This is a genomic window from Emticicia sp. MM, assembly GCF_001649495.1.
In genome coordinates this window covers 16470-36566 of the sequence record NZ_LXHX01000109.1, presented here as the reverse complement: position 1 = coordinate 36566, position 20097 = coordinate 16470, and the positions used below count along the sequence as shown (strand labels likewise).

Sequence of the window (20097 nt, the reverse complement as noted above, 5' to 3'; positions counted from 1 at the left end):
ATTGGGAGAGTAGGTAGACGCCAGGATTTCATTAAGTAAAAAGGCAGCTCACAAGGCTGCCTTTTTTGTTGTTTATAGGCTCCAAAAAGACAATAATACCCCCGAAGAATATCAGGAAATACTCAATATCTCCTGAGTTAAACCCCTGAATGTGAAGGAATAACCAGCTTCTTGACCATTAATTAGTTGGCCAACAGGTGCCTGAGCAGAGATAAGCATAATTTTTTTACCGTCAATTTCAATAATTCCGGCACCAACCGATACAAAAAAAAGACCCATAGTTGTTTCAACCAAAGCCCCGAAAGTTACTTTTGTAGGAGTAAAATCGGGGTCAATTTTATCTAGAGAAAGCCGTTCTTGGCGTGCTTGTTCATACATTCTTCCGTTCATTTCACGATCTATTTGTCCCATAGCACGAGCAGTTTCGTATTTATCTCCTGCCGAACTTTTCCCTTCTTCATTAGCAGAGTTTTTGGCTGCTTCCATCGCCTCAAATGAGGTTTTCATTCTATTTTCTAAAAGTTCTTTTACTTTTTCTAGCAATACTTTCTTCATACAAATTCTAACAAATCATATAGCATTAATTCCTCCTGTTAGATTTAGGAGATTATTAAAACCATAAGTTTCTTCTAATATTTTAATAGCTTTTTTACTTCTAATGCCACTTTGGCAATGAATAATTACGGTTTTTTCACGACTTATATTTGTAATATGTTTTTCAAGTTCGGAAAGTGGCATTAATTCACCGCCAATATTTCGAGCCTTATATTCATGCATTTCTCGAACGTCAATCAACTGATAATTATCCAAAAACTTTAACTCTTCAAATGATATCTCATTAGCAGATTTTAAGCCGCAAAAGCTCTCATAATCAATTAGTTGTGTGATTTTGGGTGTTTCAGGTGATTTTGAAATTTTAATTATTCTACTCTGCATTGAAAGCGTGTCAAGAATAAAAAGTTTTCCAGCTAAAGTTTCCCCTATTTCTGTGATGACTTTTATTGCTTCTAAAGCTTGCATCGAACCAATTATTCCGGGTAACACACCTAATACACCTGCTTCAGCACAGTTTGGTGCCTGTTCGGGAGGGGGTGGTGAAGGAAATAAATCTCGATATGTAACTGAATTTTTATAATTGAATACAGCAACTTGACCTTCAAAGCGGTGAATAGCACCATAGACAAAAGGTTTGTTTAGCAGCACACAAGCATCATTTACTAGATAACGCGTTGGGAAATTATCGGTTCCATCAATGATTAGGTCATAATTGCTGAAAATCTCTAAAGCGTTTTGAGTGGTAAGTCGTGTTTGGTGTAATTCGATATCTACTAAAGGATTAAGTGCATGTAAACGATTGGCCGCCTGCTCAATTTTAGATTGCCCAACAGAGGAAGTGCTATATAAAATTTGCCTTTGAAGATTACTTTCATCAATGGTATCATTTTCGACTAAACCTAAAGTTCCAATTCCTGCAGCAGCTAAATATAGTAAAATAGGACTTCCGAGTCCACCACAACCAATCACTAAAACTTTTGAATTCTTTAGCTTTATTTGACCTTCTTCGCCAAATTCTGGCATGAGCATTTGGCGGTTATAACGTTTGAATTCTTCAGGAATAAGCATATTTATGAGTAATACTTGAAGCGATTTTATTAAAATATGTTAAAATTATACACCATACATGAACTATTATCAAGAATCAGACGTAAATCTATCGTTATTACATAGTTTTTTTATATAAATACTAATTTTTAGACTAAAAGTACGTTTATTTGTTATTCATAAAAAATTTAATTCTAATAAGTACATCATTAAGAAATGAAAAAAACAATTATTGCTTTCGCTACAACTATTCTGATAACACAACTCTCGTTTGCACAAGGGAGCAAAGCACCAGCATCTAAACCTAAAGTACCAGTTACTAAACCAGCAGCACCAGTAAAATCGGTTGTGGTAGCTACTAATAATGGAATGAAAAATACTGTTGATTCATTAAGTTATGCGATTGGAATGAATATCGCTGGAAACTTAAAACAACAAAATTTGAAAGTTAATTCAGAAATGATGGCCAAAGCAATCGACCAAGTTTTAGCAGGACAAGCTACTTGGATGGAACCTAATGCTGCCAATGCCTATATTCAAGGATATTTTCAGAATGAATCTATGAAGAAAGGGGCTGCTAACAAAGCAGTTGGTGATAAATTCTTAGCTGCAAATAAAACTAAAACTGGCGTGGTTACATTACCAAGTGGCTTACAGTATCAAATTATGAAAGAGGGTAATGGAGTGAAACCAGCATCATCTGACAGAGTACGTGTACATTATCATGGAACATTGATTGATGGTTCTGTTTTTGATAGTTCAGTAGAGCGTGGTGAACCAGCAGAGTTTGGAGTAACTCAAGTAATTCAAGGTTGGGTTGAAGCTCTTCAACTAATGCCAGTAGGTTCTAAGTGGAAACTATTTATTCCTTCTGATTTAGCTTATGGTCCACAAGGTCCACCGAGTATCGGTCCGAATCAAGTGTTGATTTTTGAAGTAGAGTTATTAGATATTGTTAAATAAATAGAACTCCCCTAATGGGGCGGGCTGCATAATCCCGAGGGTGGTTATGATACAAATTATGAAAAGAATCATCGTTTTGCTGACCTTAACTGGTCTTTTTGGTTGCTTTGAAAATAAAGCACAAAATCAGAGTTCGTCGCCCACTTATGGCTATAACGACTTAAAACCAACTCGTACGCAGGAGCAAGTTGAGCAATTTGCTACGCAGTTTCTAAGCTACCATCATTACCAAAAGTTTAAGTTAGACGATGATTTTTCGGCAAAAGTATGGGATAATTTTTTAAAAGATGTTGATGGTGGACATTCGTATTTACTTGAAAGTGATATCAAATCATTTGAAAAATACAGATACAGCATTGATGAAAACTTACTTGAAGGAGATTTAACCGCACCGTTTGAGGTGTTTAACCTTTATCGTAAACGCTATAAAGAACGCCACGATTTTATCATGGCCTTATTAGATAAGCCATTTGATTTTACAGTTGATGAATCGTATGAAACTGACCGTGATAAAGCTACATGGGCAAAAAATACGGCAGAGTTAGACGATGTTTGGCGTAAGATTGTAAAAAGCCAAGTTCTTGATTTGAAGCTAAGTGGAAGTAAAGATAGTGCAACAATAGCTACACTAAAAGACCGCTACAAGCGTTGGGAAAGTAGAATAGCAAAGTGGAGAGCTGATGATGTGTTTCAGTCGTTTATGAACGCCTTTTCAGAGACAATAGACCCGCATACAAATTATATGATTCCGAGTACGGCGGCTCAATTTAATATTGAAATGAGCCAGTCGGTTGAAGGAATTGGTGCTTCATTACAAAATGAAGGTGACTATGTGAAAATTGCCGAGATAATTCCAGGAGGGCCATTGTTTAAAAGCGGTCAGGCTACAAAGAATGATAGAATTGTGGCAGTTGCACAAGGTGAAAATGGTCAATGGCAAGACATTGTTGGTTGGTTGACAGATGATGCGGTGAAACTAATTCGCGGTACAAAAGGAACAGTTGTGCGTGTTAGATTATTACCAGGTGATGCACCTGCGGGTTCGCCTACAAAAGAGCTTCGTTTAGTTCGTGAAAAGGTAAAACTTGAAGAAGCTGTTGCCAAGGGTAAAGTTGTACCGATGAAAAAAGACGGTAAAGATTATAAGCTTGGGGTAATTGATATTCCGATGTTTTATCGTGACTTTGAAGATGCCCGCCGTGGTGGAGATTTTCAAAGTACAACCAAAGATGTCAGACGTTTCTTGACAGAATTTAAAGCCAAAGGCGTAGATGGGGTAGTGATAGACTTACGCAACAATGGAGGCGGTTCATTAACAGAAGCGATTAACCTAACTGGATTATTCATTACGAAAGGACCAGTTGTACAACGACGTGATAATAACGGAAGTGTTGATGTAGAAAGCGATACTGACCCAGAAGTTGTTTATGGTGGCCCATTAGTTATTCTTCAAAATCGTTTTAGTGCATCGGCATCTGAAATTTTTGCAGGAGCAATTCAAGATTATAAACGTGGTGTAATTGTTGGAGAACAATCATTTGGTAAAGGAACCGTCCAGCAATTGGTTGATTTAGACCAATTCTTATTGTCTCCCCGCACAGCGTCAACAGATAAAAAAGCTACTGTTGGTTTTGACCAAAAAGAAAGATACGGGCAATTAAAACTGACCACTGAGAAGTTTTATCGTATAACTGGTAATAGTACGCAACGTAAAGGGGTATCAGCAGATATTCAATTACCTACGCCTTTTGACCCAGAAGAAATGGGAGAAAGTTCGCAGCCAAGTGCATTACCTTATGACCAAATCAAAACTTCAGACTACGAAAAAACAACAGTCATCAACGATAAGGTTATTGCTAAGCTACAAGAAAAATATCAAGCTCGATTGAAATCAGACCAAGAGTTGAAACAGTTAACAGATGATTTAGATGAGTACCGTAAGATTAAAGATATTACAGTAATTTCGCTCAATGAAGCCAAACGTAAACAAGAGCGTGACGAAAATGAAAAACGCAGAAAAGCCGTTAATAAATTGAGTGCTGGCGAGAAAGATGAAAAGGAGAAAGACCTTATTTTGACGGAAGCCGAAAGAATACTTTGTGATTTAATCACAAATCCAAAATAAGAGGAATGTATTTAGCTAATTATAGATAACTAGAGCTCACGAAATAAGCCCTACTTGACTAGTTCGAGTGGGGCTTTTAAATTTTTATTGATTAGAGTGCAATTTGTTGAGGGTATTTCATAATTTTGTATATAACCTATGATGAAATTCGATGACACCTGATACTTATACACAAGCTTCGATGTTTGATTTGTGGCGTCAGAATCATTATTTATATAAAGATAAATATACCTCACACCAGACGTCGTACATCGAAAACCTTTTACCCGAAATTGCTGTGCAGCTTAATGTTTATGAAGTTTTAGATATACTTCAACGCCGTTTTGGCACAGACATTATTCAACGAGCAATTGACCCCGAAAAAGGTATTGAAAGTCCACTGCAAAATCACACAGATTCTACTTGGCTGAAAAAATCTAATATGGTTGGTATAAACGTACGTACCATTCATAACTTTTTTAATGTCATTAAATATGCGTTTACGCTTCCTAAAGCACAAGATTCGATACACTTATTACCCATTTGGGAGCCTGGTGTAGTAGGTAGCCTTTATGGTATGACTAGCTTTAATATCAATAAAGAATTTTATAGCTCAGAGCTAGCTATTGCAATACCAGCCTTAAATACTGTTGAGAAACAATTGAGGTTTGTGGTGAATATTTTACACGCCATGGGGAAAAGTGTTGGCATGGATGTGATTCCACATACTGACCGTTTTTCAGAAATGGTTATTGCCTATCCTAGATTTTTTGAATGGGTTAGAAGAGTTGGTGGTAGAATAACGAGTAATTCTGAAACCATTTATCGAGAAATTGAGGAAATTATTTGGCATTATTTGGGTAGAAATGGAACGGCCAACGGTACGCCAATTTCATACTCTAAAAACACATTGTTTTCGCCTGAAATTCCGATTTTGAATGATGCCCAACGACTTGAAATTATTTTTGGTCATAAAGATGACACAGAAAGACGTTTACGTCGTAGGGTTGAGCTTATGCACGAGTTGATATACCAAGGCTACGAGACTCTGCCAATGACCATGGCTCCACCTTACAGAGGCCTGCATATTAACTCGGAAGAGTTTGTCCTTGATGAAAATGGCAATCGTTGGTACACCTATGAATTTGATGAACCACAGGCAATGTCGAGGGTTTTTGGCCCTTTAACGCGTTATAAGTTCTATCACTCAAAAGATGATAATTCAAATTGGGAATTAGATTTTGAAAACCCTAATAAACAGGTTTGGGAGTATTTCTGTCAGAAAGTATATGATTGTCAACATGAATATAACCTTGACTTTATGCGAGGAGATATGGCTCACGTGCAGCCACGCTCAACGGGTGTACCAGCAAATCCAGATAAGTATTATGACCCACTCATGGCAGTAAAGCATTATGTGCAAAATAAAGGCGTAAAATACTTTGGTTTTTTTGCTGAAACATTTTTAGTTGAACCAGACTTTATGGGGTATGGAGATGAAAATGATCACCTTGAGGCTATTGATGCAGATTCAACCTTAGGTGATTTGCAATCTTCAATAGTAGGTTCGCAAGAATTTATGCAGAAATTTGTAAAATACTACGATTTGCTCAGGACAAGAAGGTTTGCTCCTAATTTCACGGTGATGACCGCCGATAAGGATGACCCTCGCTTTGATGAGTTTTACCGTACAGCAAATTATACCCGTTTGTTTGTCTCCTTGTTCCTAACCGATATGCCAAGTTATGTAGGTTTAGGGTTTGAAACTCGCAATATGCATCTTGAACGAGGATTAAATGAAGAATATACGAAGTTATACGTATTTGCTATTCGTGATGATAATGACCGAGATAAAGTAACACATGGGCCATTTATTTGGGGAAAAAACCATTATCAGTTTGGTTTATTTCAGCAGATGCACCAATTGGCGGAGAGACTTTGGGATGAAATAAAGGGACGTGACGTAAATTGGCTTTTGTATCCTACACAAGAACAAAAATTGATGATTTGGACTCTGAAAGATAATCCGAAGTATATTTTTGTAGTCAATCTCGATCCACAATATGTAATAAACGAGGATTTATTACATGAAAAAACATTTAATCACCCATTAAATCTTATTTTTAGTACTGCTCATTACAGTTGGCAGCATGAATGTAGAGTTTATAGCCTAGGTGATTAAGAATATTTTTATCCGAAAAGTTTCGAGCGAGGAGAAGTTTGAGGCTCTTATAATTTTATAGAATTAATGGATTTTGGAAAACTCCAAGATATTTCGAAAGTAGATTTTACGCTTCCAGCCGATAACCCATTTACTGCCCAAACGCTTGCGGTAGCACCAAAAGTAAGTAAACCTGAGTTATATTTTGGCCCACCAATTTGGGCAAATAAAGATTGGATTGGAAAGATTTATCCTTCAAATGCAAAAGATAAAGATTTTTTGTATTACTATACTCGACAATTTAATACAATCGAGTTAAATGTGACCCATTATCAAATTCCAACGTCTAAAACAGTTGAACGGTGGAAAGAATCAGCTGCAGATGGATTTAAGTTTTGCCCGAAGTTTCCGCAAGCTATCAGCCATGATAGACAACTAATTGGTTGTGAGTTTCTGACTGAACAATTTTGTGAAGCTATTTTAGGGCTTGGAGACCACCTCGGAATGACTTTTTTGCAGCTTGCTCCAACCTTTGACCCTCGACGCTTGAAAAGTTTAGAAGCTTTCTTGAAACAGCTACCCAAAGGTTTTCCTGTTTCAGTAGAATTTCGGCACCAAGATTGGTTTAGTGATAAAAATATTTGGGCGAAAACTTGTGAAATGTTAGCAGAGTTGAACGTAGGAACTGTCATTTCAGATGTTTCTGGAAGAAGAGATGTACTGCATACAACGTTAACAATTCCGAAACTAACCTTAAGGTTTGTAGGGAACGAATTACACCCTACCGATTACACGAGAGTAGATGATTGGTGTGAAAGATTAAAAAAATGGCTTGATGCTGGACTAAATAGTGCATTTATTTTTGTGCATTGTGGAGAGAATGAATTTGCTCCAGAACTCACAAAATATTGGATAAATACAATTAATGCGAAATATAGACTTGCAATCAAAGAACCTAAAATAATGCCGCAAGCAGTGCAGGGAAGCCTGTTTTGAAAAAAATGTTGCATAATTATAGGCAAGTCTATAACTTGCACTTTATTAGAATAATATATCCACAGTACAACAAAGATTTTTTTTCCTGACAAATTTAGCGAACAAAATAAGCCCGACGTTTCGTTGGGTTTTATTTTTTAAGGTTTATCTCATATACTTTATAACAAATATAAAAGACAAACGATGGAAGCAATTTTAGTTTACTGCGGTGCTAATCCTGGCACCAAACCAATTTATAAAGAAACTGCTGAACAGCTTGGTAAAAAACTGGCTGAGAAAAATATTCGATTGATTTATGGTGGAGGAAGCTTAGGTTTAATGGGTATTGTAGCCGACTCGGTTTTAGCTAATAATGGGCATGTAACCGGTATTATTCCACATTTTCTAGATAGAATGGAGGTTGGGCATAAAAATCTACCTGAAATGTATAAAGTGGAAACCATGCATGAACGAAAAGCTTTGATGGAAAAGCTTTGTGATGGGATTATCACACTGCCCGGAGGCTATGGTAGTATGGATGAACTTTTTGAGATTTTGTCATGGTCGCAGTTGGGGCTACACCAAAAACCGATTGGAATTTTAAACGTAAATGGTTTCTATGACAATTTATTGAAGCAGTTGGATGTGATGGTAGAAGAAGGATTTTTGAAGCCCGAAAACCGAAAATTATTGCTTGTGGCTGATAATCTTGATGAATTATTTTCAAAAATGGAAGCATTTAAACCTAACTACCAAGAAAAATGGTTGAATAGAGAGCAAATCTAATTATTTGAATAATCAAAACCCCAATTACATTAATTGGGGTTTACTATATACTTGATTATTCTTTCGTGGCTTCCAACTCGGTTCCCTGAATTTCCATTTTGAAACCGTTGATTTTCTTGTCGGAGTTTCGCGTAAAAGTAATAATCGAACCATACGAACTCGTTGATTGAAACTTATCTGCTTCAGGCTTTTTAACCAACTTATTTGCCCCATAGTCATCGGCTTCCCCAGTAAGGTGACCATCTACCAATTTTACCTTATAAGTAGCAAACGGATTGCTATCTTTTACTTTATAAGTACCTACGTATTGTTGCAGGGAATCGCTGGGGCTTGTTTGTGCAGAAGCAAAATGAAAGCCCAAACAAATAATGAGAAAAGTGAAAATGAGTTTTTTCATGTCTTTAATAGGTTTTGAATAGAAATTACTAACAAATAAAAGTTATTTACTCATAAATACAAAACAATTTATTAGCAGTAAATTTGCCGTAATAAAATCGAAATATTCAAATAAAAATATGTCTATCGCCGAACTTTATCAAAAATTTAAAGCCAGTAATGGTGTCTCGACAGATACTCGTAAGATTGACGAAGGAGTAATGTTTTTTGCTCTAAAAGGAGAGAAATTTAATGCAAATACTTTTGCTCAAGAAGCCCTGAATAAAGGTGCGAGTTATGTTGTAATTGATGAGGCAGAATATGTCATTGATGAACGCTGTATCTTGGTTGGAGATGTGCTTTATACGCTTCAGAAATTAGCAAACTATCATCGTCAACAATTAAATATTCCTTTCGTTGGCATGACTGGTTCTAATGGCAAAACAACTTCAAAAGAGTTAGTCGCAGCAGTTTTATCAAAGAAATATAAAACGTATTCTACTAAAGGAAATTATAATAACCATATTGGGGTTCCATTGACGGTTTTAGGCATTGATGATAGTTATGAGATTGCGGTAATCGAAATGGGAGCTAATCATCAAGGAGAGATTAGAGATTTATGTACTATTTGCGAACCAACACATGGGTTTATCACCAATGTTGGGAAAGCACATTTAGAAGGTTTTGGAGGAGTTGAAGGGGTAAAGAAAGGTAAGGGCGAACTTTACGACTTTTTGGCCAAATCGGGTGGAACAGTTTTCGTCAACAATAATAGTGAGTCTTTACTTACGATGGCTTCACAACGTAAATTCAAAGAACGAATAGATTATTTGAATAACGATGAAGTAAAACTCTTACAAGATTCACCTGTGGCAGTATTTTCAGTAAACGGAGTAAGTTATGATAGCCACTTGCCGGGTGCATATAATTTCGATAATATCGCTACTGCACTTGCAGTTGGTAAATATTTTGGTGTGCCAGCCGAATTGGCTAATCAAGCAGCAGCAGAATATAATCCAGATAATAATCGCTCTCAGATTGTAGAAAAAGGCAGTAATAGTATCTTATTAGATGCCTATAATGCTAATCCTTCGTCGATGTCGGCATCTATTCAGAATTTTATCAACTTGCAAACTTCTAAAAAGAAAGTAGTGATTTTGGGAGATATGTTTGAATTAGGAGAAGAAGGCCCTGCCGAACACCGAATGATTGGAGAATTGGTAGCTAAAGGTAATTTTGATTTGGTAGTTTTGTTTGGTGAATTAATGACCAACGCACTCGAATTTTTACCAAATGCCTTTTATTTCTCTGATAAATTTTCTCTGCATAACTGGCTCATTGATAAGCAACTAAAAGATTCTTATGTGTTGATTAAAGGCTCTCGAGGAGTTAGTTTAGAAACGGTAGTACAATTCTTATGAAAGATAAAAGAAAAGGTCTCGTATTATACGAGACCTTTTCTTTTATCTTTTTTGAAAACTTACACACAAATGTTTGTGTAGAAGTAGAGTCAAGTTAGTATTTAATGCGTGCTGTTCTTTTAATATTTGCTTTTCCACCTCATTTTGAGTTTTTCTTAACATTCGCTTTAATGTAAGAAATGAACGAATCTTTAGGGAAATTCCAAATATTACGAACCAAACTAGAGAACTTCCACTCAATTTATTGGGGTGTATTTCTTTGAGCTTTAAACCAGCTAAACCAGCTAAAGTACGAAGGCGTTGAGCAGTACACAAATATACACGTCCGTTATAAATATGGGTATCGTCGTACCCTATCACACTGGCTTCATTCGATAAAAACATATTTCCACGTTCTGCCTCTACCCATAAATTCCCTAAACGACCACTCAAACCACTGTTATTGGGTTTGGTGATGATAAGCGTACCATCGGGTTTGAGTATTCTTGATAATTCTTGTAAGAGAAAAGTCTGATTCGGGATATGCTCAATGGTTTCCATCAATAAAACATAATCAGCGGTTGCAGATGCAATATTTAGAGGCTGATTCAAATCGATGAATGAACAACTAATTGCCTCACTTTTGAAAACATCAGGATACATATCAAACGCTTGTACACTTGCTCCTGCATTATGCCAAAGGTTGGCAACAAAACCCGAGCCAGCCGACACATCAATTACTGTTTTATCTTTTACGTCATGTTCTGAAAGAAATCTATGCATAAACTCAAGGGCATAGCCACGAGAATGAGGTACATGCTTGATAAGACTTTTGAAATTAGTCATGGCTAAGAAATATCAATTGGACGCGTTTTAAATTTAACTTTCCAGCGGTCGATTTGTTTCTTTAATTTAAGGGTAAAGTTTTCCTCAGGAGCTGGTAAGGTACCTAAAAACTTAGGGCCAATTTTTAGATAATTCTTGAAAAAAGTATTGCTACTCAATCCCCATTTTAAGATAAACTCTGTTCTCCCATCATTTCGTTTCACACGCCCAGTGCTGCGGCTAGCAAAATGATACACTCTGCTCTTTCCCAAACCTTTGTAGTATCTTACGCCATAATGCCATAGTTTTATCATAAAGTCAGGGTCACTGTACATTCCCGGGAAAAATTCAATACTTAAACCACCAACAGCACGGTACACAAAAGTAGGAAGCACCATCGGATACCATTGACTCCCATTCCAATCATCTTTTGGGTAGCTTGCATATTCGGCTAAGAACTTTTCCTCATTAAACTCTGATGGATGAGTACCATAGTTTTTATCTGCAATGACACATGGATTGCCTTTGTCGAACCCCTCAATCATGGTTCCACTGATACACCATTTGTCATCCTTTTGTAGTTTGATTTCTTCGTATAGGTAAAAATCCCAGTCAGGACAGAGGTACATATCATCATCAATAAAAACCAAATAATCAGCAGTGGCCAAATGCGAAGCAGCATTGAAACCATAGCAAACACCAGAGTTTTGAGAGCTTTTCGTATAACTAATGTCACCTTGGGCAATTACCCAGTCTTCTGAGCCATCATTGCCTTCATTAACGTGTACAATAATTTGATGCTGATATCGACTATTTTTTCTAATGCTATTAACCGCACATTTCAAGTAGTCGAGATTATTCCAAGAAGGAATTAATATAGAAAAAACAGGAGAGTAGTTTAGAGCTACTTTTTTATGAAAAAAATCCATGAGGAGGGGTTAAGGTAGGTTTTCCAGAAGGATGTGTCATGAAGAATCAAGCTTTCATTAGTATGAAATCTTGATTCTTCATTTTATGCGTAATTATTTTTACCAGCCTTTTTTCAAAATGTAGGCAATATAGGCAACATCTTCTTCAGTTACTTTAGCATGAAGAGGCAAAACCAAGTATCTATCTTCAATGGCGTCCATTTTAGGGAATTTCCCTGGAGTACGTCCTCCGAAAATACTATACTTATCATTACGATAATGTACTTGTCCTGATTCTATGCCATGCTCACGAAGATGCTTCATAAGGTTTTCACGATTATCCACTTCGGCAGTGAGTAGCCACGCAGCGTGTTCACGGTCAGTATATTCACTACCGATAACTCTAATTCCTTTCACATCTTTTAATAAATCGCAATATAAGCGATAAAGTTTTTGACGATGCTCAAGGTGGTCATCAAACTCTTCAAGAGCGGCCAAGCCAATACTTGCCGCGATATCGGTCATTTGATATTTATAACCAATTTCAGTGATATCATTTTCCCAAATGCCTTTTTGTTTACTGCTACGGTCAATACCGAACCAACGGAGGCGTTTGGCTTTTTCTACCAATGATTTATCTTTTACCACTAACATCCCACCATCACCAGTAGTAATGTGTTTGATTGCTTGGAATGAAAACATTGTAAAATCGCTTTGGCTACCAATATATTGCCCTTTGTATTTGGCTCCAACAGCATGAGCGGCATCTTCAATGATGGCTAAGTTGTGCTTACGGCCAAGCTCCCAAAGCTCGTCCATATCGCAAGGTAAACCGCCGTAATGAACGCAAACAATTGCTTTTGTTTTTGGCGTGATTAGTTCAGCCACATGCTTCACATCAATATTGAGATTCGCATCAACATCGGCAAAAACAATTTTTACCCCCATATAATGAAATGGGATATTGGTAGCTGTACAAGTAAATACCGGTGCAATCACTTCATCGCCTTCTTTGAGGCCAGCTAATAAATAGGCTAAATGAAGTGCATCAGTTCCTGAACCAACTGCAAGGCTTTTGCAAGGGTTAGTAAATTTTTGTTCGAACTTTTGCTCAAACTCATCGACTCTTGGTCCTTGGCCAATCCATCGAGTGTTTAGTACTTCAGCTACATTCAAAGCAGCTTTGGCAGGAATATTTGGATGAAATAGAACGATTCCATCATTGGTATCCATGACAGGGAACTCGTTCATAGGCTTTTCAGCGGTCATAAAAAAAATAGTATTTTTAGGTTAGATGGCCAGAAAACTCTGGGTAATTTTTTACACGTTTAAAACTGCCCCCAACTCAGCTGAGTATATAGATAGGGTGTTAAAGCAAAGATAATATTATTAATTTTATTATTCTATAAAAAAAAGACTTTTGTCATATTTTTTTAATATTTAATCTATATAAAGTTCGATTTGGTAGCTAAAATAGATATTGTAAAATGCACATTTTAAGCACTTTAGCTTATTCGAAGAAATAATTAAAAAGGAGGTTAAACAACTAAAAATTTAATCAAATTGAAGATAATGTTTAGTAAATTTGTATCATGAACGAACAAATAAAAAGTACATTAGACGCATTAGAGATAAAAAAAGTCAATCCGATGCAAGAGGCCGCTTTTGAAAATATAGTGGCTCAAAAAGAAGTGATGCTTCTTTCACCGACTGGCTCAGGAAAGACCTTGGCATTTCTACTGCCATTAATACAATTACTCAAAACAGATGAAAAGCAAGTTCAGGCTCTGATATTAGTTCCATCGAGAGAACTGGCTTTACAAATTGAGCAAGTTTGGAAAAAGATGTCAACGGGTTTTAAAGTAAATACTTGTTATGGAGGACATTCTATGCAAACTGAAATTCAGAATTTAAGTTCTCCACCTGCCTTATTGATAGGAACACCTGGAAGAATAGCCGACCACATCGAACGTAATACTTTTAGTTTAGATAATATTGAAACGTTGATTTTAGATGAATTTGATAAATCACTTGAACTAGGTTTTCATGAGCAAATGTTGTTTATCATAAATCATCTAAGACGCCTAAAAAAGAAAATTTTAGTATCGGCAACTGCGGGCATTGAAGTACCAGAGTTTGTAGATTTAAAATCGCCCAAAATTTTAGATTTTTTATCGAAAGATTCATCTGTAAATCAACAATTACACCTATGTGAAGTAATTTCACCTGAGAAAGATAAACTCAATACTTTGTTTGATTTATTGTGCATGCTCAACTCCGAAGCTGCACTGGTATTTTGTAATCACAGAGATGCAACCGAACGAACAAGTCAATATTTGAATAGTATGGGTTTGAAAGCAAGCTTTTATCATGGTGGAATGGAGCAAGATGATAGAGAGTTGGCTTTAGTAAAATTTAGAAATGGAAGTGTAAAGTACCTAATCACAACTGATTTGGGTGCAAGAGGGCTTGATATTCCTGAGATGAAGCACGTGATACATTATCATTTGCCATTACAAGAACACGAGTTTATTCACCGTAACGGCCGAACTGCACGTATGCACGCAACAGGTACGGCCTACGTAGTGCTTGCTGAGGAAGAAAATCGCCCGCATTATTTAGCAAAAGATATTGAGCAGATTAACCTTTTAGGTAAAAAAACATTGCCACAGTTGCCTGATTATGAGACACTTTATATCAGTGGTGGCAAGAAAAATAAAATTAATAAAATAGATATTGTTGGATTTTTATCACAAAAAGGGCAATTAGAAAAAGAAGATTTGGGCTTAATTGAAGTAAAAGATTTTACCTCCTTTGTTGCTGTAAAACGAGAAAAAGTAAAGGTTCTTTTGCAGTTAATTCGAAATGAAAAAATGAAAGGCAAGAAATACAAGATAGAGATTGCACGATAAGCCTAAACAACAATCGAGTTGGCTTTTATATGCCAACTCGATTGTTGTTTTTATAATTGATTAGTTTCTGCGTCCTCTTCCTTCTCCTCTGCCACCACCTTCATTGGAAGGTCTTTCACTGCGTTCACTACGGCCTCCTTCTGAGTTACGTTCTCCACGACCACGATTGCCTTCTGAAGTGTTTGGCACGTCACGTTCGCTACGACTATGCTCTACGCCACTGCCACGTCCGTAATTATCCGAACGGCTTTCGCCTGCATTTGGGCGATTATTTCTTGTTTCATTACCATAATCACGAGGGCTACGTTCGATAGGAGTTGAAGTAGTATTTTCAATTTCCCCTCTTGAACCACGCTCATTATTATTCCAACTTGGTCGGCTGCTACGGTTATTATCATTACCTCTTCCTCGCTCATTGTTATTCCAATCTGGGCGTGAACTACGGCTATTATCATAGCCACCTCTCGAATTATTATTGTCATATCTACGGCTTTCATAGCGACCATTGTCATAAGTGCGAGGATTTGAGCGATAACGACTACGCTCGTTATAATATTCGCGGGCAATTCGGTTGCGGTCATTGTGATACCATCCTCTATAATTAGGGCGTGGAGTATATCCAAAACGAATATTTCCAAAGCCACGGCGGTCGAAGCGGTAGAAATCAAAACCGCCTTGGTAATACCAGCGAGGATAACCACGGAGGTCATTCCAAGCAAGATCGAAACCATAAAAACGACGATCGTAATCATAGAGTTCAAGCCCAACTTGACGATTTAAATAAGCCACGTCGTCCCATATTTCACGTTGTTCCCAACCCATATAAATACCATCAGATAAATAGATATATTCTTTACGTTCTACATCTTCCAAACGACGGTACAAACGGTTCGCTTCATTACGTGTAATTAGTCCATTCTGAATACCATTGCTGATGCGTACACGAATATCCCAATGCCAATCAAATTCGTCATCGTAGTAGTATCGGTCATCATCATAGCCATTACTGTAATTATCATAAACACCACCATATTGAGCATTTGCCGAAAAAACAGTTACGAATACCATTATTGCGGCTATCATGAATTTTCTCATTGTCTTATATTAATTTAATTTGTTCTAATTTACTGTTTAGATGCAGAAAGGTATTAAAAGGTTTGCTGTAGATTTGTTAATTGATTGTTAATGTATTTTTTTGACTTGTAGGACAGGTTTTCAACCTGTCAATAAACAAGAGTAAAAGTATAAGATTACCTAAAGATATACCCCACAGATAGGTTAAAAACCTGCCCTAGATATCAATCTTATTTACAATTTTGTGTAAGTTTGTTTGTCTATTTTTCATCATTCAAACGCATTAAACCTTTTATATGAAAACCTTTTTACTTCTATTACTTTTACCATTTTCAATATTTGCCCAAAAAACAATCTCAAAAACGTTTTCTGCTGCTGAAATTAGTCGGTTTCAACAGACAGCTAAGCGAGTAAATATCATTCGAGATAATTGGGGTATTCCTCATATTTATGGGAAATCAGATGCTGATGCAGTTTTTGGTTTATTATATGCACAATGTGAAGATGATTTCAAACGAGTTGAGATGAATTACATCGAAAAATTGGGTAGAATGTCGGAAATTAAAGGAGAAAGTAGCCTTTACGATGATTTACAAATCAAACTATTAATTGATACAACTGAGGCCATTGCCGACTACAACAAAGCCGAGCCATGGATGAGAAAATTACTCAACGCCTACGCCGACGGTATTAATTTTTATTTATATACGCACCCAAATACAAAGCCAGCTTTATTAACACGTTTCAAACCATGGTATCCACTTTTATGGACTGATGGAAGTATTGGTGCAATCAGTACGGCCGATATTACTACTGCCGAACTTAAAAATTTCTATTCAGGAGATAAGGTAAGTTATGTTGCCGAACCTAAAGACCCAGAAAACCAGACGGGTTCTAATGGGTTTGCATTTTCACCGAAAGTAACGGCGTCGGGTAATGCCATTCTATACATTAATCCGCACGTAACTTTCTATTTCAGACCTGAAGTACAAGTATCAAGTGAAGAAGGTTTAAATGCTTATGGGGCAGTAACATGGGGGCAAATGTTTGTTTATCAAGGCTTTAATGATTATTGTGGTTGGATGCATACTTCTTGTAATGTAGATGTGGCTGATGTATATGCTGAAAAAATTTCGAAGAAAGGCGATAAGTATTTTTATGAATATGATAAACAATTAAAGCCAGTTACGGAGAAAAAAATAAGCATAAGCTACAAAGATGGAGATGGTTTAAAAACTAGAGTTTTTACTACTTATTATACGCATCACGGGCCAATAATGGCTAAACGAAATGACCAATGGATTAGCTTAAAATCATATAATCGCTCAATGACAAGCTTGATTCAGAGTTGGAAGCGTACTAAAGCAAAAGGTTTTGAAGAATACAAGCAAATCATGGACTTACGAGCAAATACTTCAAATAGTACTGTTTTTGCCGATAATAAAGGGAATATTGCTTTTTGGCATGGAAACTTCATTCCATTACGTGACCGTCAGTATAATTGGGCAAAAGTAATGGATGGTAGTACTTCAGCTACCGAATGGAAAGGCCTACACAAAGTTGATGAAACGGTTCATGTATATAATCCTGTAAATGGTTGGCTACAAAATTGTAATTCTACACCATTTTCCGCGGCCGGGGTGATGAGTCCGAAAAAAGCAGATTACCCACCATACATGGCACCCGATGGCGAGAATTTTAGAGGTGTAAATGCTGTAAAGGTTTTAGACCGAGAAAAAAGCTATACACTTGATAAAGTCATTGCAGCAGGATATGATACAAATTTGGCTGCTTTTGAAGTATTGATTCCTTCTTTGATTAATATTTTTGAGAAAAATGTAAAACCAACTGATTCACTTTATGCAGCGTTGAGTGAACCAATTTCGGAGTTAAAAAAATGGGATTATCATACTTCAGAAACTTCAGTGGCTACTACGTTAGCGATTGAGTGGGCGGGCAAACTTAGTGCTACTTTACAAAAATTATACATTGACGAAGGTGAAGACGACCAAGTGGCCAACGTGAAAAGATTTGCTGCAACGGCCACTCCTGAGCAGGTTTTACCTCCATTACTGACTGTGGTAAATGATTTGAAAAAGAAATTTAGCAAATGGCAAATGCCTTGGGGCGAGATAAATCGTTATCAAAGAGTTTCGTCAGATATTCAACAAAAGTATGATGATGCCCAACCAAGTTATCCAGTAGGTTTTGCTTCCGCACTTTGGGGAATGTTGCCTTCTTATAATAGCCGTTATTATGCAGGTACTCAGAAACGTTATGGGGTTAGTGGTAATAGTTTTATTTGTGCTGTTGAATTTGGACCCAAAATAAAAGCTAAGTCATTATTAGCAGGTGGTGAAAGTGGCGACCCAAGCTCTAAACACTTCACCGACCAATTGGAAATGTACACCAAAGGCAAATTTAAAGATGTACTTTTCTACAAAGAAGATGTATTGAAAAACGCCGAGCGGACTTATCATCCTGGCGAATAAAAATATAAAAAAGCCTGTAAATTGATATTTTACAGGCTTTTTTATTGATTAATCGAACAGAAATGAACTTAATAAATCATTATAATTACTTTTATGAAGTTAGCTTTTTCTAAAGCTGCACGGCTCCTGAATACTGCAAAGTGGCGATGGCTTTTTCGTATTTCGATTTAAGCGTTTCGAGTTTAGTTTTCATTTCTATCAATTTGGTTTCTCTTGAGTTAATTAAAAATAATGTACTTTCACCCAAAAGGAACTTCTGCTTTTCTGCTTCCAATAACTTAGCTTGGTTACTATTGGCAACGAGTTGTTGTTCGATTTGTTTGGCTAAATTTTGTACTTCATTATAGGCACTTTCTACCGCAATCCTCAATTCTCGTTCAATAATGGTTTTATCGAAAGATGTTTGTAATTGCTTAATTCTAACCGATTGTAATTTGCCTCGTTCTTTTCTTAAAAACAAAGGCATTTCGAAATTGACGCCAATCTTATGATTATTGACTAAGAATCCACTTGGGACACTTTCTTTTTGGTAAGCTAATGGTACTTGTAAGAAATTGAAACTCACATTGAATTGGGGTTTGAGCATTTCCTTTCTAAAACCCTCTTCAATTCTTAACTGTTTTTGTTTTAAAATAATCTTGGCAATTTCTGGGTGATTTTGCTCAAGGTTTTTAAGAATATCATCAACTTTTTGGCGTTCAATTGCTACCCCTTGGGTTTCTTGCGGAATGAAGTTAGAGCTAAGTTCAAGGGGCTGTTCAGAAGAATTCCATAAATAATTAGATAGAGCAAGCGAAGCATTTTGAAATTCTAACATTGATTGTTCTAAGGCAATTGAGCGGTCTTGTACCGTAATTCTTGCTTCAATGCTATCAATAGCGGCTGCTTCGCCTATCCTAGTTCGTTCGCTTAATAATATAAAACGCTCGTCAGCCATCTGAAAAGCCTCTTGATTGAGTTTAAGTTTTTGATAACTCAGATACCATTCCCAATAATCTTTAGCTGCCGAAAAAATAAACTTATTGAGGGTCTTTTGGCGTTCTGCTTGAGCCATATTGCCCAATAATTTTGCTTGTAAAAGTGTGTTTCGGCGAGCATCAATGAGCAAGCCTTGTCCGAGAGGTACGCTAATGCCTGTAAATATCAAACTGGCAGATTCATCGCTTCTGAGTCGAGTACCTGAATTTTGTTCATAGCCACCTTTAAGCTCAATACCACTATAAATAGGCACTTTTAATGTACTTTCAAGGCGGTTATAATAATCTTTTCCATCGAGCGATTTTCTATCAAAATTTGTGGATAGTTTTGGGTCAAACTGTCCTCTTGCTTGTATCAATTCGGCCTTTGCATCATCCAAGTATAAATTAGCTTGTTTGATAACTGGATGGTTCTTAAGTACAATTTCTTGAAAATCTTGAAAAGAAAAAACTTCTGTTTTTTGAGAAAAAACCTTCAAAGAAAATAAACTCAGTAACCAACTCAGCCCCAAAATGTATATGTTTTTTCTGGTTAGTTTCATT

General features: G+C 36.6%; 16 protein-coding genes. 8 read left to right on the top strand and 8 right to left on the bottom strand.

The genetic code is table 11. The annotated features are described in order from the left end of the window. Positions 1–111 precede the first annotated feature (111 nt). Entirely contained in the window at positions 112–507 is a 396-nt protein-coding gene (locus A6M55_RS14275) for a transcription elongation factor (protein ID WP_229235543.1), read from the bottom strand. A 63-nt stretch (positions 508–570) separates the two neighbouring features. Further along, positions 571–1623: a molybdopterin-synthase adenylyltransferase MoeB gene (gene moeB / locus A6M55_RS14270; RefSeq protein ID WP_064198262.1), complete on the bottom strand. Its 1053-nt coding sequence runs from the start codon at positions 1621–1623 to the stop codon at positions 571–573. A gap of 195 nt (positions 1624–1818) precedes the next feature. Here moeB and A6M55_RS14265 point away from each other — a divergent pair, with 195 nt between their 5' ends. The 5 genes from A6M55_RS14265 to A6M55_RS14245 all read left to right on the top strand — a co-directional run bounded on the left by A6M55_RS14265 (position 1819) and on the right by A6M55_RS14245 (position 8591). Then, positions 1819–2565 (top strand): FKBP-type peptidyl-prolyl cis-trans isomerase, encoded by a 747-nt coding sequence (locus A6M55_RS14265; protein WP_064198261.1) that lies wholly within the window; start codon positions 1819–1821, stop codon positions 2563–2565. A gap of 58 nt (positions 2566–2623) precedes the next feature. After that, the gene (locus tag A6M55_RS14260) at positions 2624–4690 is read left to right on the top strand and encodes a carboxy terminal-processing peptidase (RefSeq protein WP_064198260.1); all 2067 of its coding nucleotides are present in this window, start codon (positions 2624–2626) and stop codon (positions 4688–4690) included. A gap of 151 nt (positions 4691–4841) precedes the next feature. Further along, the gene (locus A6M55_RS14255) at positions 4842–6851 is read left to right on the top strand and encodes a hypothetical protein (RefSeq protein WP_064198259.1); all 2010 of its coding nucleotides are present in this window, start codon (positions 4842–4844) and stop codon (positions 6849–6851) included. 66 nt (positions 6852–6917) lie between these two features. After that, a complete protein-coding gene (locus A6M55_RS14250) occupies positions 6918–7826 on the top strand; it encodes a DUF72 domain-containing protein (protein ID WP_015028933.1) in 909 nt (302 codons plus the stop codon). Between the two features lie 183 nt (positions 7827–8009). Continuing rightward, the gene (locus A6M55_RS14245; RefSeq protein WP_015028934.1) at positions 8010–8591 is read left to right on the top strand and encodes a TIGR00730 family Rossman fold protein; all 582 of its coding nucleotides are present in this window, start codon (positions 8010–8012) and stop codon (positions 8589–8591) included. Between the two features lie 55 nt (positions 8592–8646). Here A6M55_RS14245 and A6M55_RS14240 read toward each other — a convergent pair whose 3' ends face one another. Next, positions 8647–8988 (bottom strand): DUF3471 domain-containing protein, encoded by a 342-nt coding sequence (locus A6M55_RS14240; protein ID WP_015028935.1) that lies wholly within the window; start codon positions 8986–8988, stop codon positions 8647–8649. 118 nt (positions 8989–9106) lie between these two features. On the opposite strand from A6M55_RS14240, the gene murF reads away from it, so the two are divergent. Continuing rightward, complete coding sequence (gene murF / locus A6M55_RS14235) at positions 9107–10387, top strand: UDP-N-acetylmuramoyl-tripeptide--D-alanyl-D-alanine ligase (protein WP_015028936.1); 1281 nt, start codon at positions 9107–9109, stop codon at positions 10385–10387. Between the two features lie 42 nt (positions 10388–10429). On the opposite strand, the gene A6M55_RS14230 is transcribed toward murF, so the two are convergent. The 3 genes from A6M55_RS14230 to A6M55_RS14220 all read right to left on the bottom strand — a co-directional run bounded on the left by A6M55_RS14230 (position 10430) and on the right by A6M55_RS14220 (position 13368). Beyond that, positions 10430–11212: a bifunctional 2-polyprenyl-6-hydroxyphenol methylase/3-demethylubiquinol 3-O-methyltransferase UbiG gene (locus tag A6M55_RS14230; protein WP_064198258.1), complete on the bottom strand. Its 783-nt coding sequence runs from the start codon at positions 11210–11212 to the stop codon at positions 10430–10432. A gap of 2 nt (positions 11213–11214) precedes the next feature. Further along, complete coding sequence (locus tag A6M55_RS14225; RefSeq protein WP_015028938.1) at positions 11215–12120, bottom strand: glycosyltransferase family 2 protein; 906 nt, start codon at positions 12118–12120, stop codon at positions 11215–11217. A 99-nt stretch (positions 12121–12219) separates the two neighbouring features. Continuing rightward, positions 12220–13368 (bottom strand): DegT/DnrJ/EryC1/StrS aminotransferase family protein, encoded by a 1149-nt coding sequence (locus tag A6M55_RS14220; RefSeq protein WP_015028939.1) that lies wholly within the window; start codon positions 13366–13368, stop codon positions 12220–12222. A gap of 323 nt (positions 13369–13691) precedes the next feature. Here A6M55_RS14220 and A6M55_RS14215 point away from each other — a divergent pair, with 323 nt between their 5' ends. After that, entirely contained in the window at positions 13692–15011 is a 1320-nt protein-coding gene (locus tag A6M55_RS14215) for a DEAD/DEAH box helicase (protein WP_015028940.1), read from the top strand. 60 nt (positions 15012–15071) lie between these two features. Here the strand turns inward: A6M55_RS14215 and A6M55_RS14210 are convergent, their stop codons facing one another. Then, positions 15072–16094: a hypothetical protein gene (locus tag A6M55_RS14210; protein WP_156511071.1), complete on the bottom strand. Its 1023-nt coding sequence runs from the start codon at positions 16092–16094 to the stop codon at positions 15072–15074. A gap of 287 nt (positions 16095–16381) precedes the next feature. Between A6M55_RS14210 and A6M55_RS14205 the strand changes: the two genes are divergently transcribed. Then, a complete protein-coding gene (locus A6M55_RS14205; RefSeq protein WP_064198256.1) occupies positions 16382–18577 on the top strand; it encodes a penicillin acylase family protein in 2196 nt (731 codons plus the stop codon). A gap of 109 nt (positions 18578–18686) precedes the next feature. Here the strand turns inward: A6M55_RS14205 and A6M55_RS14200 are convergent, their stop codons facing one another. Further along, positions 18687–20096 carry a TolC family protein gene (locus A6M55_RS14200; protein ID WP_064198265.1) on the bottom strand — a complete coding sequence of 470 codons (1410 nt, stop codon included), beginning with the start codon at positions 20094–20096 and terminating at the stop codon, positions 18687–18689. Position 20097: the final 1 nt, after the last annotated feature.

Bases quoted from the DNA above. Each gene is read 5' to 3' on its own strand.
- A6M55_RS14275 (WP_229235543.1), bottom strand. From the start codon at position 507: ATGAAAACCTCATTTGAGGCGATGGAAGCAGCCAAAAACTCTGCTAAT.
- moeB (WP_064198262.1), bottom strand. From the start codon at position 1,623: ATGCTTATTCCTGAAGAATTCAAACGTTATAACCGCCAAATGCTCATG.
- A6M55_RS14265 (WP_064198261.1), top strand. From the start codon at position 1,819: ATGAAAAAAACAATTATTGCTTTCGCTACAACTATTCTGATAACACAA.
- A6M55_RS14260 (WP_064198260.1), top strand. From the start codon at position 2,624: ATGAAAAGAATCATCGTTTTGCTGACCTTAACTGGTCTTTTTGGTTGC.
- A6M55_RS14255 (WP_064198259.1), top strand. From the start codon at position 4,842: ATGACACCTGATACTTATACACAAGCTTCGATGTTTGATTTGTGGCGT.
- A6M55_RS14250 (WP_015028933.1), top strand. From the start codon at position 6,918: ATGGATTTTGGAAAACTCCAAGATATTTCGAAAGTAGATTTTACGCTT.
- A6M55_RS14245 (WP_015028934.1), top strand. From the start codon at position 8,010: ATGGAAGCAATTTTAGTTTACTGCGGTGCTAATCCTGGCACCAAACCA.
- A6M55_RS14240 (WP_015028935.1), bottom strand. From the start codon at position 8,988: ATGAAAAAACTCATTTTCACTTTTCTCATTATTTGTTTGGGCTTTCAT.
- murF (WP_015028936.1), top strand. From the start codon at position 9,107: ATGTCTATCGCCGAACTTTATCAAAAATTTAAAGCCAGTAATGGTGTC.
- A6M55_RS14230 (WP_064198258.1), bottom strand. From the start codon at position 11,212: ATGACTAATTTCAAAAGTCTTATCAAGCATGTACCTCATTCTCGTGGC.
- A6M55_RS14225 (WP_015028938.1), bottom strand. From the start codon at position 12,120: ATGGATTTTTTTCATAAAAAAGTAGCTCTAAACTACTCTCCTGTTTTT.
- A6M55_RS14220 (WP_015028939.1), bottom strand. From the start codon at position 13,368: ATGACCGCTGAAAAGCCTATGAACGAGTTCCCTGTCATGGATACCAAT.
- A6M55_RS14215 (WP_015028940.1), top strand. From the start codon at position 13,692: ATGAACGAACAAATAAAAAGTACATTAGACGCATTAGAGATAAAAAAA.
- A6M55_RS14210 (WP_156511071.1), bottom strand. From the start codon at position 16,094: ATGATAGCCGCAATAATGGTATTCGTAACTGTTTTTTCGGCAAATGCT.
- A6M55_RS14205 (WP_064198256.1), top strand. From the start codon at position 16,382: ATGAAAACCTTTTTACTTCTATTACTTTTACCATTTTCAATATTTGCC.
- A6M55_RS14200 (WP_064198265.1), bottom strand. From the start codon at position 20,096: ATGAAACTAACCAGAAAAAACATATACATTTTGGGGCTGAGTTGGTTA.